Genomic DNA, 14,343 nt, shown 5'->3' with positions numbered 1-14,343 from the left:
TTTTTGAAAGCCCGTCCAACCCTAGGAGATATGAATTCATGCAAATTCGTCGCGCGCTGATGACCGCTTTATTACCACTGTTCGCCGCTACCGCCACGTCAACGGCCCTGGCCCAGCAAAACGCCCAGAACGTTGACACACAGCGCTTTCAGGACTGGGAAGTGAGCTGCCCCTCCGCGTCCGGTCAGCAGCAGGGTTGCACCATGAGCCAGATCGTTAACAACCCAAACAGCAATGAACCCTTGATGAGGGCTATCGTTGGAAACTCGTCTCAGATAAATAGCCCAGTGATGGCCTTTGTGATGCCGCTAGGGGTGAACCTAGCGGCAGGCATGCAGTTGCAAGTGGATAACAACGAGCCGGTCGGCTTCCCCTACCAGTTTTGCCAAGAGCAGGGCTGTCGCGCCGATCTGCCGCTGGAACCAAGCATGTTGCAGCAACTGCGCGGCGGCTCAACCGCGACCGTAAGCGCCATCTCTCCGGACGGTCAGCGTGTTGACATGGATATGTCACTGATGGGCTTTACCAGCGCCAGTCGAGAGATCTCTCCCTAGTCGGTTCGGTGCCCGGCGGCTAAGCCAATCCGACGCGAGCTAAGCGATCACCTCTCTCACGTCGGCTAACAGCTGGTCAAGTAGTTCGACGGTGGTGTTCCAAGCACAGACAAAGCGGGCGCCGCCGGCGCCAATAAAGGTATAGAAGGTCCATCCCTTGGCTTTCAACGCTTCAATCGCCGGGGGTGGCAACTCAACGAACACGCTGTTGGCCTCGGTCGGGAACATCAGCGATACGCCTGGCAGCGCCTGCAGTCCTTCCGATAAATAGCGCGCCATGGCATTCGCATGCTGGGCATTGGTTAACCAGGCGCCGCTTTCAAGCAGCCCTAGCCACGGAGCCGATACGAAGCGCATCTTAGAAGCCAATTGGCCAGCCTGCTTACAGCGGTAAGAAAAATCTTCGGCAAGCTCACGATTAAAGAACAAAATGGCTTCGCCAAATGCCAAGCCATTTTTGGTCCCCGAGAAACACAGGGCGTCTACGCCAACCTGCCAGGTTAGCTCTGCTGGCGAGGCATTGAGGCTTGCACAGGCATTGGCAAAGCGTGCCCCATCCATATGCAGACGCAGGTCGTGTTTGTCGGCAACGGCACGAATAGCCATGAGCTCTTCGCGGGAGTAAAGCGTTCCCACCTCGGTTGCTTGGGTCAGCGATACGACTTTAGGCTTTGGATAGTGAATATCGCTTCGCTTAGTGACCAGCGCCTCGATACCTTCAGGCGTAAGCTTACCGTTAGCACCTGGGGAGGTCAGCAGCTTCGCACCGTTGGAGAAAAATTCAGGTCCGCCGCACTCATCCGTTTCGATATGCGCCAGCTCATGACAAATAACACTGTGATAGCTGCGCCCCATTGCCGAAAGCGCCAGCGAGTTGGCGGCCGTGCCGTTGAAAACAAAGAATACGTCGCAGTCATAGTCAAACATCTCGCGGAAACGGTCTGCGGCACGGGCCGTCCAAAGATCGTTACCATAGGCCAGATCGTCACTACGGTTGGCTTCAAGCAAATATTCCATCGCCTCTGGGCAAATACCTGAGGTGTTATCACTGGCTAAAAAACGCGGGCTACACTCCGAGGTCATGACGCTTGTCCTTATATCTGGCGATCTTACGGCGCAGGCTGGGTGCCACCAGCGCCTTTAATGCCTAGTTACGCTTAATAAATAGGCCAAGAAATCCCTTATTAACGGATCATTTAGTCTATCGCCATTTATAGGCTAACGTCACCCGCGCTTTTTAAGCACTTACTTATAAATACGCCCTCATACTTGTATTGCTATAACAGCGCCGCTAAGCGAGTGCCCTGTTCAATTGCGCGCTTGGCGTCCAGCTCGCTGGCTTCATCAGCACCGCCGATAATATGCACAGCCACTCCTGCCTGCTCTAGGGGAGTCAATAAATCACGCACGGACTCCTGCCCGGCGCACACCACCACGCTATCCACCGCTAGCAGTTGATTAACGCCGTCTCGCCGGATATGCAAACCAGCGTCGTCGATATTGAGATACTCACAGCCGGTTAGTATCTTGACGCCACGCTGTTTAAGCGAAGCGCGGTGCACCCAGCCAGTTGTTTTACCCAAGTACTTACCCGGTTTAGACCTTTTACGCTGCAACATCACAATGTCACGGGGAACCTCTGGCGGCCTGGGTACCTTTAACCCACCTCGCTCGCCTACGGCTAAATCAACGCCCCACTCGTCGCACCAGGCATCAATATCCAGCGCGGCGTGGCCCTGGTGTGCTAATAGCTCAGCGACATCAAAACCAATGCCTCCTGCGCCAATCACCGCCACTCTACGCCCTACCCGATCAGGAGACTCAATCGCCTCAGCGTAGCTAAGCACCGAGGCATGGTCGTAACCTGGCAAGCTTAGCTCGCGAGGCTGAACCCCCGTAGCCAGCACCACCTCGTCAAAGCCCGCTAGCGACTGCGCCGTGGCCGTAGTGTTCAAGCGCACCTCTACTGCATATTTAGTAAGCATGCCTCGGTAATAGCGCAGCGTTTCGTTGAATTCCTCTTTACCAGGAATTTTGCGCGCATAGTTAAACTGACCGCCTAGTTCACTACGCCGCTCAAACAGCACCACGTGATGCCCGCGACTGGCCGCTGTCACCGCAGTGGCTAGCCCTGCAGGCCCACCCCCCACAACGGCGATGTGCTTGGGCGCCTGTGCCGGTGTAATGATTAGCTCCGTTTCATGGCAGGCACGAGGATTCACCAAGCAAGATGTCAGCTTTCCTGCAAAGGTATGATCCAAACAGGCCTGGTTACAGGCAATGCAGGTATTGATCTGCTCGGCCTGGCCTGCCTGCGCCTTACTCACCCAGGCCGCATCCGCCAGAAAGGGCCGCGCCATAGACACCATGTCGGCATGGCCTTGCGCCAGCACCTGCTCGGCAACGTCCGGCATGTTGATCCGGTTAGTGGTAATGAGCGGAATCGTTAGCGCCGACTTAATGCGCCGGGTCACCTCGGTAAAGGCCGCCCGCGGAACGCTCGTCACAATGGTTGGCACCCTTGCTTCGTGCCAGCCGATACCGGTATTGATCACATCGGCCCCGGCAGCTTCAATCGCCTGCCCCAGCGTGACGATTTCTTCCCAGGTACTGCCGTCTTCAACCAAATCAATCATCGAGAGACGGAAGATAATCACAAAGCGTTTTCCCACCGCAGCGCGTACGCGGCGGACAATTTCAACCGCAAAGCGCATCCGGTTCTCGAATGGCCCGCCCCATTCATCGTCACGCTGATTGGTCCGCTGGCAGATAAATTGATTAATCAGGTAGCCTTCCGAGCCCATCACTTCAACGCCATCGTAGCCTGCCCGTTGCGCAAGCTGGGCACAGCGGACGTAATCGGCTATCTGTTGCTCAACATCTTCACTGCTCAGCGCCCGGGGCATAAAGGGGTTAATCGGCGCCTGAATAGCCGAAGGGGCGACTAAATCCGGCGAATAGGCATAGCGCCCGGCGTGAAGAATTTGCATGCATAAATGGCCGCCCTCGGCATGCACCGCATCCACTACCTGACGGTGCTCCGACAGCTGCGCGTCATCGGTCAGCGCGTGTGCACCCTGAAATACCGCGCCTTCAGCGTTGGGAGCAATCCCTCCCGTCACAATGAGGCTAACCCCTTCCCGCGCCCGCTCTGCATAAAACGCCGCTAAGCGTGAAAAGCCGTCAGGCGCTTCTTCCAAATTGGTATGCATTGAGCCCATTAATACGCGATTGGGCAGCGTTAAATGGCCAATGGTTAGCGGGCGAAAAAGATGTGGATAGGCGGGCTCACGGCTCATCAGGTTTCTCCAGATATTATTAGACGGCATTATTCAAACAAGCGTATGACATCCTGACCATCACGTATAGTCCCGCTAACGTCTGCCAATCGCTTGCCCAGCGTATGAATTCACGGCACATTACCCGGCTAACGATAAGGAAACGTTGCTATGCCCTTGATTTACTTTTTACCGCCGCTCGCTACCGTACTCATCTGGTCGGGCAACATGACCATTAATCAGCTTAGCGTAGGTGCCATTGCACCGAGCAGCATCGCTTTTTTACGCTGGTTATTAGCACTGGCGGTAATGACGCCCTTTGTACTACCGGCAGTGCTACGACACCGCGCGGAGATTAGCCGCCAATGGCCTAAGCTTGCACTGCTAGGGCTGCTCGGTATGGGGCTATGGCAAGGGCTGGCCTATGTCGCGGCAGAAACAACTACCGCGACGAATATGGGCATTCTAGCGGCAATGGTACCGCTGTTAACGGTGCTGCTAAGCGCACTGATCCTGCGCGAGCCACCCACCCTTGGCGGCATCATCGGCGGCGTGCTGGCGTTTGTCGGCGTCACGGTGCTGCTGGGGCGCGGCAATCCGCTGTCACTGCTGCATTTACAAGTCGCGCTCGGCGATGCGCTGATGGTCGTGGCGGCCACCTGCTACGCGCTGTATGGCGTTATGCTCAAACGTTGGTCGATGAATTTACCACCCTGGGTAATGCTCTATGCGCAGGTTTGTTTTGCTGTTTTGTTCTTGCTACCGCCGTATTTGATGGGTCCGATGACGCCCATCGACGGGCAAAACATTGGGCTAATACTCTATGCGGGCATTCCTGCTTCCGTGATTACCACCTTTTTATGGATGCGTGCGGTGCGTCAAATCGGCGCCAATCAATCAAGTATTTTCATCAATTTAATGCCGCTATTTAGCGCTCTGATCGCGATGGTTTTTTTAGGGGAGCAGGTGGCCGGTTTCCATCTGGCGGGAGGGCTGCTGATTCTGGCGGGCGTGATCATGGCGCAAACGCTGACCCGGCCGTTCACACGTGATTTAACCTCCGATAAGTCGAGCCGCGCTCGATAATGCTAGAATGGTCGTTTATTTCTGACGCTGGGAAGCCCTAATATGTCCCTGGAAGAGCTGCATCTTAATCTGCGCAACCTAATGAGCGATGACTACGATCAGCTCAAGACCCTAATGGACGCGGTCTATCATGATATTGGCGGTGCTTGGCCAAAGCGCACGATCGACAAGCTCATTCAGGAGTTTCCTGACGGCCAAATCGCCATTGAAGATGATGGCATTCTGGTAGGCGTAGCCCTAACGGTTCAGGTCGATTACGACGAGTTCTCTAACCCGCACAAGTATGACGATCTTATTGGTCATCGCGAAATCATCCTCAACGACGAGGATGGCGATGCTATGTACGGGCTAGACGTGCTGATTCATCCCGACTACCGGGGTTATCGCCTAGGACGACGCCTTTACGAAGCACGTAAAGAGCTGTGCCGTTCGATGAACCTGCGGTCAATTCTTGCCGGTGGTCGTATCCCAGGCTATCACCAGCATGCCGATGAACTTACGCCTGCTCAATATATTGATAAAGTCTCACGTAAAGAGATTTACGATCCGATTTTGTCTTTCCAACAGGCGAATGATTTCCAGGTAAAACGCCTGCTGCGTAAATACCTGCCGGAAGATGAGCAGTCTCGCGGCTACGCCACCCTGCTGGAGTGGAATAATATCTTATTTGAGCCCGCCGACAGCGTGCTCGACAACAAGCCGACTCAAGTACGTGTAGGTGCCGTGCAGTGGCAGATGCGCGAGTTCTCTTCGGTAGAAGCCGCACTTCAGCAGATCGAATACTTCGTGGATGCCCTCTCCGATTATCAGAGTGACTTTGCGGTCTTCCCCGAGCTGTTCTATGCACCGCTGATGGGCCTTCAAGACCGCGATGCCCAGAAGGACCAAATGGGCGCTATTCGCTTTTTGGCCGGTTTCACCGAGCGCTTTAAGCTCGAACTATCGCGTATGGCGGTCTCGTATAACATCAACATTGTTGGCGGCTCAATGATAGAAGTCGGTGACGATGACAGGCTCTACAACATCGCTTACCTTTTCCACCGTGATGGTAGCGTTGAGCGCCAGGCCAAACTGCATATTACCCCTCAAGAGCGCCGCGACTGGGTGATAGAGGGTGGTGATGAGCTTCAGGTGTTTGATACGGACGCAGGCCGCGTAGGCATCTTGATTTGCTATGACGTGGAGTTCCCAGAGTTGGGTCGCCTGCTGGCCGATCAAGATATGGACATCCTGTTCGTGCCCTTCTGGACCGACACTAAAAACGGCTATCTGCGCGTGCGTCACTGTGCCCAGGCAAGGGCGATTGAAAACGAGTGCTACGTGGTGCTCTGCGGCAGCGTTGGCAACCTGCCTTCGATTGAAAACCTCGACATTCAATACGCTCAGTCAGCGGTTTTCTCGCCTTCTGATTTTGCCTTCCCTCACGACGCGGTGCTGGCGGAAACGACACCCAATACCGAGATGATCTTCTTCTCTGATTTGGATCTCACACGCCTCACGGTCGTGCGCGCTGAAGGCTCAGTGACGAATTTGAAAGACCGTCGTAAAGATTTGTTCGATCTACGCTGGCGTGACTGGTCGTGGAAGTCCGGCGGTAAGTCAGAAGAGTGAATGACCGCATAACGCCTTAATTGCTAAGCCTAATACAACAACGCCGCCCCATTTGGGCGGCGTTGTTGTTAGCGAGCATCATGGCTTTACTCAATCAGGCCAAACGAGATGGGCAGGCACCCGCCCTTTAGCAGCAAATAACACACCTTCATCGCGTAGTTTCTGATGCTGACGCTCAGCCCCACCATGATCAGCAAGCTTTAACGACGCCGCAATCACGCGATGCCAAGGCAACTGATGGCCATCCGGCAAATGCCGCATCGCCGAGCCCACCATGCGCGGGGTCGCGCCTTCCGTCATTTTAGCAATGCGGCCATAGGTGGTAACACGGCCCGGCGGAATCTGATCAACGATCGTATAAATCTGTTCGAGTAGTTCAGGCCGAGCCATGACGACAACCTCCTTTTTACTTTTTCGGCCAAGCCTTAGGGTCAACCTTATTGGCTAACTTAGGGAACTTGCTGGGATCGAAGGTAGGCTCCTTGCCCGCTTTCAACTGCACTTCGTAGTCGCGAAAGAGTGAGAAAGCCACCGGCGATAACATCAAAATAGCCACCAAGTTAATAATCGCCATCATCCCCATCGATAGATCAGCGAAGTTCCAGATAGCTCCCAGGCTGGCCACCGAGCCCACCATAATCATCGCCAGCACCGCGAAGCGATAAAACATAACGGCCAAGGGAGCACGGCGTCCGGCTAAATATTCAATATTAGACTCACCGTAAGAGTAGTTGGCAATAACAGACGTAAACGCAAACAGCAGAATCGCCACCGCGACAAACATGCCGCCCCAGTCGCCCACGTGGCTGGATAACGCCATTTGGGTTAGCTGAATGCCATTATTTTCATCACCTGACATTAGCTCTGGCCCGGCCATAATGATGATCGCCGCCGTTGCCGTACAGATGACCAGGGTATCTAAAAACACCCCCAACATTTGGATAAAACCCTGCGCGGCAGGGTGGTCGGGGCGCGTAGAGGCCGTTGCCGCCGCGTTGGGTGCAGAGCCCATACCCGCCTCGTTAGAGAAGAGTCCGCGCTGAATACCGTTCATTATCGCCTGAGAAACGGCGTAACCAACGGCACCACCGGCCGCCTGTTCAAGACCAAAAGCACTGCGCACAATCGTCATGATCGCGGCGGGCAATTCGCTGATATTCAACCCCACCACGACCAGCGCCAGCACCAGATAAAGCAGCGCCATTAGCGGTACAACCAGCTCAGCTACTTTGGCGATCGACTTTAAACCGCCAAAAATGATCGGTGCGACCACCGCCATCAAGACTAACCCCATGGCCCAGGTGGGAATGGCAAATGCCTGTTCCATCGCCTGGGCGATGGAGTTGGCCTGAACACTGTTAAACGCCAATCCAAACGCAATAATCAAACAAATCGAAAACAGCATCGCCAGCCAGCGTAAGCCAAGCCCTTTTTCAATATAGCGGGCCGGGCCACCGCGAAAGGTATTATCGCCATGGTCGGTTTTATACGCCTGAGCCAGCGTTGACTCTACAAAGCTGGTTGCCATGCCGACCATCGCGGTCATCCACATCCAGAAAATGGCGCCGGGGCCACCAAAATAGATCGCGACGGCCACGCCAGCAAGGTTACCCGTACCGACTCGCGCCGCTAAGCTGGTTGAAAGTGCTTGAAATGAAGAGATACCGCCGTTTGATTGGCGGGAGCTGCGCAGCAGCTTAAACATATGGCCAAAATAACGAACCTGAACACCGCGGGTCATAACGGTGAAGTAGATACCAGCACCAATCAATAAGTAAACCAGCACGCTGCCCCAAAGCAGTCCATTGCCTCGATCCACTAGCGCTGCAAGAGAAAATTCCATATATCAGACGCCTTTTTTTAGCATTGAAAACGCATCATTCTTCACGGTTGCACCAAAATGGCAAGCGCATTGGAAAAATGATGCCGACCACCAGCGCACCAATCCAGTTTTAACAGCAGCTTAACGTGACTCAACCAGCCACGCCCAAACCAAGGCAGCATCCTCATCTACGTGACGACGATTAGGGCGCACTAACCAAAAGCGCTCATCACTCACTACGCTAAGCGCAAAGGGAGCGGCCAGGTCCGTGCGCCGTTCCATTAAGCGTCGATGGGTAAGCGCGACACCTCCACCCTGGCTAGCTAATACCAGCGTCATCACCTGGTTATCGCAGGTTATTGACCAACACCGTGCTTCCATATCCGCCACGTTTGCGGCCTGCAGCCAACCTGACCAGCCAATGCCAAACCCTGCTGCATGAAGCAATGTATGCCCAGCCAAATCGCTTGGTGACGCCAGTGTTTTAGCCAGCGCGGGCGAACAAACCGGCTGCAGTTGATCCTCACCTAGCGACTGCATATCAACACCGGCCCATCCCCCTTTGCCGTAACGAATTTCAATGTCGGCGCCTTCGGGGCCGAAGTCATCCGGCCAGATCGCACTTACCAAGCGCACGGCCACCTGCGGATAGGCACGGTGGAAAGCAACTAAGCGCGGAGCCAGCCAGGACTGCTGAATCACCGGTGTCGTGCGTATCGTGACCGGCTGCTCAGTGGTGCTGCCAAAGACTTCTAGCGTGCCTTCACTAATACGCATGAAAGCATCATGAATACTCGGCATCCATGCCTGACCGGCGGGCGTTAACGTCAAGCTACGGGCATGGCGCACAAACAATTTTTGACCTACGCGATCCTCAAGCAGCCTAACACGCTGGCTGATGGCGGCCTGAGTGACGCCTAGCTCGTTACCTGCGGCGGTAAAACTCAATGTACGTGCCGCAGATTCAAAGGCTTGCAGCCATAGCAACGGCGGTAATTGACCCATGAAAAAGCAACCTATAAGTAAAACGATGTCTTAGGGGCCAGATTAATCGTTTGTCACTGACGCGGCTACTCCTTCATCCTAAATAACAGTAATGCACCGCCCCTTAGACATTTCCGTCAAGGGAGTCATCTGGAGTTTTAATGAACAGCGCAATACAAACGATACCTTCGACAATAACGAGCAATGTTCACGCCCCAGACATGGGCGAATTAACTCCCTATCAAGCCGGGCCTGCACTTACCCAGGCGATGCTCGCCCAATATGGCGTCTCACTCGAGTGGCAAGATGGCCAGCAAACCACCCTGCCCTTGCTCTGGTTACGCGACCACTGCGCCTGCCAAGCCTGCCGCCATCCGCAGACACGCGAAAGGCTCTATCTGCCACTTGAAGCGATTGCTGAGCCGCCAAGCGTTGCGCTACTGGATGGCCACCTGCACCTGAACTGGCAGGATGGGCATGTCAGCGCGTTTCATTGCGGCTGGCTATATCAACGCCGCCCAGAAGCAAGCCTGAGTTCAGCGGTACCCAGCAGCATGGCGTGGAATGATGGCTTTGCGCCTGAGCGTATCAGTCACTGTGATTTTTTAACGCCTCAAGGTGAGAAAGCCTGGCTCACCGCCATGCTACGCGATGGCCTGGCACTAATGACGGATGGCCCCTTGGTAGAAGAGGAAGTGAGCCGTTTGGCTGAGCGCATTGGGCCGCTGCGTGCCACCAACTTTGGCGCTCGCTTCGATGTGCGCTCAAAACCCAACCCCAACAACGCGGCTTATACTGCGGTCGGGTTACCGCTGCATATCGATTTGCCTAACTGGCGCCAACCGCCGGATATTCAGCTGCTCTACTGCCTGCAAAATGGCGCCAGCGGTGGCGAATCACTGTTTGCAGATGGTGCCCGCGTCGTTGAAGCCCTACGCAAGAAAGACCCGGCAGCGTTAGCTATTCTCAGCGAGACACCGATTGATTTTCGCTTCCAGGATGAGACCCACGATATTTCTATGCGAGCACCCGTGGTCACACTGGATGTCGCCGGTAACCTTGTTGAGATGCGCCTGAACAACTGGATTCGCGACGCCCTGCACTTACCGGTGGAGCAAATGGAAGCTTGGTACAGCGCTTACGCTCTACTGTGGAAGCTGTTTCACAGCGAAGCACATCAGTTAGAGTTCACGCTTCGCCCGGGGCAGATGGTGGCATTTGATAATCGCCGTGTGCTTCATGGTCGTCGCGAGTTCGATCCCAACAGCGGCGCACGTCATTTGCAGGGTACCTACTTAGACCGCGATATGCTGGCTTCACGCCTTCGCGTGCTCGCCCGCCATAGCGATCGTTCGACCGTTACCTGCGACTAATTTACGGCGGTTACAACATCTTAGACGTGGATTTTGTCACGCACATCGCAAATGGATAGTGCGACGGAAGCGCGTCTACAACAGCGTGCGGCAGAGCTCGATTTCCCGACCGATGAGTTCATCGAGGTTACTCAGGGCGATTCTTGCACGGACCGTTAAGCGTTTCTTCTGGCAGTGCCGACACTCGCCCGACCATTTCCCGTTGCGCAAAATCAATAAAGGCGCGCAGCCTGGCGGGCACGTGACGGCGCTGCTCAAATACCGCGTAAAAATCTGCTCGTACGCCTTGCCAGCTAGGCAGTAACGCCACTAAATCGCCGCTCGCTAGGTGTTCATTAACATCCCACCAAGAGCGCAACATCACGCCGTGGCCATCTAGCGCTAACCGAGTGATCACCTCCGCATCATTGCTGGCCAACCGACCGCTGACTTTAACCGACTGCACCTTGCTAGGCTGACCGCATCGCTCAAAGCGCCACACCGGAAAGTCACTGTCGTTCTCGCGGATCACTAGGCAAGCATGCTGCTGTAAATCTGCGGGCGCTTGAAGCGTTGGCGCCTGAGCGATATACGCCGGAGATGCGCAGAGCACGCGCCGATTCGCTAAAATTCGCCGGGCAACTAAGCGCGACTCAGGAGGCTCGCCAATGCGAATGCCAATATCAAAACCGTGATCGCTCAAATTAAGCGGAAAGTTGGTAAGTTCGAGCCACCCTTCTACGTCTGGATGCTGGGCACAGAAACGTGACAGCAAAGGCGCAATGTGGCGACGGCCAAAGCCAAAGGTGGCGTTAATACGTAGCCTCCCGCTAAGTGCCTGGTTGATGCCCTCGCCCAATGAATTTTCCAGTTCATCAAGCTCGTCTAGAATCAGCGCCCCGCGTGCACAATAGCGTTCGCCCTCGGCCGTCAGCGTTAATCGCCTTGTGGTACGGGCGGCCAACTCAATGCCTAAACGTCCTTCCAATATTTTTAATCGCTTGCTCACCGCTGACAGCGAAAGGCCAAGCTCGCGCGCCGTCGCCGTTAAACTCCCGGCACGCGCTAAATGCTGAAAAAAAGCCAAATCATCCAACTGAGCCATCCAACACCTCGGCTATTCTCTACTTTCAAGCAACAATAACTTGAATAATAGCCTGATTATCTCTTAACAAATAGCCGCTACACTCAGTTCTGATAGTGCTTTATGTTTCAGTATTCATGCATCTGAACTGATATTGAATAACAAACAATATAAGGAGTTACCATGGCTCATACGATTGCGGTCATCGCTGGCGACGGCATTGGCACCGAAGTAATGCCTGAGGGCATTCGCGCGCTTGAAGCTGCGGCTAAGCGTTTCAATATTGATCTTGAATTTAGCGTCTTTGAATTTGGTAGCTGCGACTACTATTTAGAACACGGCAAGATGCTGCCGGATGACTGGTTCGAGCAGCTAAAAGATTTCGATGCGCTCTTCTATGGCGCCGTTGGCTGGCCTGAAAAAGTGCCTGACCATATATCACTATGGGGTTCATTGCTCCAATTCCGCCGCCAGTTCGATCAATATATTAACCTGCGTCCTTGCAAATTAATGCCCGGCATTAAAAGCCCACTAGCGGGTCGCGAAGCGGGTGATATCGACTTTTATGTGGTTCGAGAGAACACCGAAGGCGAGTACTCAAGCGTTGGCGGCAAGATGTTTGAAGGCACCGACCGTGAAGTCGTCATTCAAGAAACCATCATGACCCGCACCGGCGTTGACCGCGTGCTGAAATATGCGTTTGAGTTAGCGCAAACACGCCCACGCAAAAAGCTCACCTCGGCGACCAAGTCCAACGGCATCTCAATCACTATGCCTTATTGGGATGAGCGCGTAGTCGAAATGTCGAAAGGTTACCCAGAGATTGCCGTGGATAAATTTCATATCGATATTCTGACCGCTAACTTTGTGCTTCATCCGGACTGGTTTGACGTAGTGGTGGGCAGTAACCTGTTTGGCGATATCCTTTCTGACTTAGGTCCCGCCTGTACCGGCACTATCGGCATTGCACCGTCGGCTAACATTAACCCGGAAGGCAAATTCCCGAGCCTGTTCGAGCCAGTTCATGGCAGCGCACCTGATATCGCTGGCAAAGGTGTCGCCAATCCTATTGGCCAGATATGGTCAGGTGCCATGATGCTTGAACACTTAGGCTACAAGGAAGCCGCCGACGCGATAGTAACGGCGATTGAGGAAGTTCTCAGCGAAGGCGATAGCCAAGTACTTACTCGCGACGTGGGCGGGCAAGGCACCACCGCAAGCCTGGGCCGGGCAATTGCCGATAAGCTTGCGGTCTAAATTTGAACGCGGCGCTTAGGCTTTAAATACTTATATTTTAAATACTTTGCTTTAAATACATAGATTTAAGATCTGAGCCTGAACGACTGAGCAATGACGCTAAGCGCGTGCGCCTAAAGGCCCACGCGCTATTTTATGGGCGAGCCACCAAATGCTCAGGTGCAAGCTGGCCAATATCCGTCACCCCCATTAATGCCAAATCGCGGACAACCTCTTCACGCAGTAGATTCAATGCATGCGTCACGCCCGCCTCACCTGCATAAGCGGCCGCGTAGTTAATCGGCCTGCCAATGAATACAAAGTTGGCACCTAACGCTAACGCTTTAATAACGTCCGTGCCACGTCGAAAACCGCTATCGACCATTACCGGGATATGCTCCACAGCCTGGACAATATCAGGCAGCGCATCGAGTGCCGCCACACCACTATCGAGCTGTCGACCACCGTGATTGGACACAATGACAGCGTCGCCTCCCAGCGCTTCAACCCGCCGCGCGTCCTCAGGATGCAGGATCCCTTTGACGATCAGCTTACCTGGCCATAATGCCCTCACTCGCTCAAGGTAGCTCCAGTCGAGATGAGTGCGGCCAGAGAAATCGCGAGTGACATTCTTGGAGATAACCGCAATGCCCCGCTGGGCATAGTTATTCTCAAAATGCGGTATGCCGTGATGATAGAGCGTGCGTAGAAAAGTACCAAAGAGCCAGCGTGGTCGAATAATGCCATCCCAGGCCAGCCGCAAACTCGGCCGAAGCGGCGATGAAAAACCGCTGCGGCGATTATTGTCGCCATTAGGTGGCACGGCATAATCCACCGTAATCACTAAGTTGCGGTAGCCCGCCCGCTCGACGCGAGCAAGCAATGCTTCAATCTCAGCAAGCGTGCCAGGCAAATAAGCCTGGAACCAGTCGGTGGGCCCATCCTTCTGAACGGTTTCAAGAGGGATAAGCGAGCTGCCGCTAAGTATCATCGGAAGCTTGGCTTTAGCCGCCGCGCGCGCCTGCACAAGATCACCGCGGTAAGCCGTTAAGGCGCTAATCCCCATGGGAGCAATGCCAAAGGGCGCGCTATAGCGCTGGCCTAAAAGCTCAGTTTCAATCGAGATGGCAGAAACATCAACTAGGGCTCTAGGCCGCAAGGCATAGCGATCAAACGCCTGCCGATTGGCTAACTGCGTTTTACCCTCTTCTGCACTATTAGCCACATAGCCAAACAGCGGTCTAGGTAAGTGTTTATGCGCGACGCGCTCAAAGTCCTGCAGGTTGCCAATTTTTTTTAGTTGCTTCACACCATTTCCTATTGGGTCTTCGTCCAC

General features: G+C 54.3%; 12 protein-coding genes. 5 read left to right on the top strand and 7 right to left on the bottom strand.

Annotation, left to right across the window (positions count from 1 at the left end; all coding sequences use genetic code 11):
- Window positions 1-38: 38 nt before the first annotated feature.
- On the top strand, window positions 39-554 hold the full coding sequence (locus CIK78_RS08160) for an invasion associated locus B family protein (protein WP_096278942.1): 516 nt from the start codon (window positions 39-41) through the stop codon (window positions 552-554).
- Between the two features lie 39 nt (window positions 555-593).
- On the opposite strand, the gene CIK78_RS08155 is transcribed toward CIK78_RS08160, so the two are convergent.
- Window positions 594-1,637, bottom strand: coding sequence for a low specificity L-threonine aldolase (locus CIK78_RS08155; protein ID WP_096278940.1), 1,044 nt, complete (start codon window positions 1,635-1,637; stop codon window positions 594-596).
- A gap of 194 nt (window positions 1,638-1,831) precedes the next feature.
- A complete protein-coding gene (locus CIK78_RS08150; protein ID WP_096278938.1) occupies window positions 1,832-3,853 on the bottom strand; it encodes an NADPH-dependent 2,4-dienoyl-CoA reductase in 2,022 nt (673 codons plus the stop codon).
- 150 nt (window positions 3,854-4,003) lie between these two features.
- On the opposite strand from CIK78_RS08150, the gene CIK78_RS08145 reads away from it, so the two are divergent.
- Together CIK78_RS08145 and CIK78_RS08140 are read left to right on the top strand one after the other, a co-directional pair.
- Entirely contained in the window at window positions 4,004-4,918 is a 915-nt protein-coding gene (locus CIK78_RS08145; protein ID WP_096278936.1) for a DMT family transporter, read from the top strand.
- A gap of 42 nt (window positions 4,919-4,960) precedes the next feature.
- Window positions 4,961-6,529, top strand: a complete 1,569-nt coding sequence (locus tag CIK78_RS08140; protein ID WP_096278934.1) for a bifunctional GNAT family N-acetyltransferase/carbon-nitrogen hydrolase family protein — start codon at window positions 4,961-4,963, stop codon at window positions 6,527-6,529.
- A 90-nt stretch (window positions 6,530-6,619) separates the two neighbouring features.
- Here CIK78_RS08140 and CIK78_RS08135 read toward each other — a convergent pair whose 3' ends face one another.
- The 3 genes from CIK78_RS08135 to CIK78_RS08125 all read right to left on the bottom strand — a co-directional run bounded on the left by CIK78_RS08135 (window position 6,620) and on the right by CIK78_RS08125 (window position 9,356).
- A complete protein-coding gene (locus tag CIK78_RS08135; protein ID WP_096278932.1) occupies window positions 6,620-6,919 on the bottom strand; it encodes an MGMT family protein in 300 nt (99 codons plus the stop codon).
- Between the two features lie 16 nt (window positions 6,920-6,935).
- Window positions 6,936-8,372: a sodium:alanine symporter family protein gene (locus CIK78_RS08130; protein ID WP_096278930.1), complete on the bottom strand. Its 1,437-nt coding sequence runs from the start codon at window positions 8,370-8,372 to the stop codon at window positions 6,936-6,938.
- Window positions 8,373-8,492: 120 nt separating this feature from the next.
- Window positions 8,493-9,356, bottom strand: a complete 864-nt coding sequence (locus tag CIK78_RS08125; protein WP_096278929.1) for a LysR substrate-binding domain-containing protein — start codon at window positions 9,354-9,356, stop codon at window positions 8,493-8,495.
- A 140-nt stretch (window positions 9,357-9,496) separates the two neighbouring features.
- Here CIK78_RS08125 and CIK78_RS08120 point away from each other — a divergent pair, with 140 nt between their 5' ends.
- Window positions 9,497-10,708 (top strand): TauD/TfdA family dioxygenase, encoded by a 1,212-nt coding sequence (locus tag CIK78_RS08120; protein WP_096278927.1) that lies wholly within the window; start codon window positions 9,497-9,499, stop codon window positions 10,706-10,708.
- A 127-nt stretch (window positions 10,709-10,835) separates the two neighbouring features.
- On the opposite strand, the gene CIK78_RS08110 is transcribed toward CIK78_RS08120, so the two are convergent.
- Window positions 10,836-11,792 carry a LysR family transcriptional regulator gene (locus CIK78_RS08110; protein WP_096278925.1) on the bottom strand — a complete coding sequence of 319 codons (957 nt, stop codon included), beginning with the start codon at window positions 11,790-11,792 and terminating at the stop codon, window positions 10,836-10,838.
- A 162-nt stretch (window positions 11,793-11,954) separates the two neighbouring features.
- Between CIK78_RS08110 and CIK78_RS08105 the strand changes: the two genes are divergently transcribed.
- Complete coding sequence (locus tag CIK78_RS08105; RefSeq protein WP_096278923.1) at window positions 11,955-13,028, top strand: tartrate dehydrogenase; 1,074 nt, start codon at window positions 11,955-11,957, stop codon at window positions 13,026-13,028.
- Between the two features lie 133 nt (window positions 13,029-13,161).
- Here CIK78_RS08105 and CIK78_RS08100 read toward each other — a convergent pair whose 3' ends face one another.
- Entirely contained in the window at window positions 13,162-14,316 is a 1,155-nt protein-coding gene (locus CIK78_RS08100) for an alpha-hydroxy acid oxidase (RefSeq protein ID WP_255249097.1), read from the bottom strand.
- Window positions 14,317-14,343: the final 27 nt, after the last annotated feature.

This window comes from Halomonas sp. JB37 (assembly GCF_002332255.1).
GTDB classification, from domain to species: Bacteria; Pseudomonadota; Gammaproteobacteria; order Pseudomonadales; family Halomonadaceae; genus Vreelandella; species Vreelandella casei.
The sequence above is the reverse complement of the archived record's forward strand: the minus strand, read 5'-3'. Positions and strand labels throughout refer to the sequence as shown.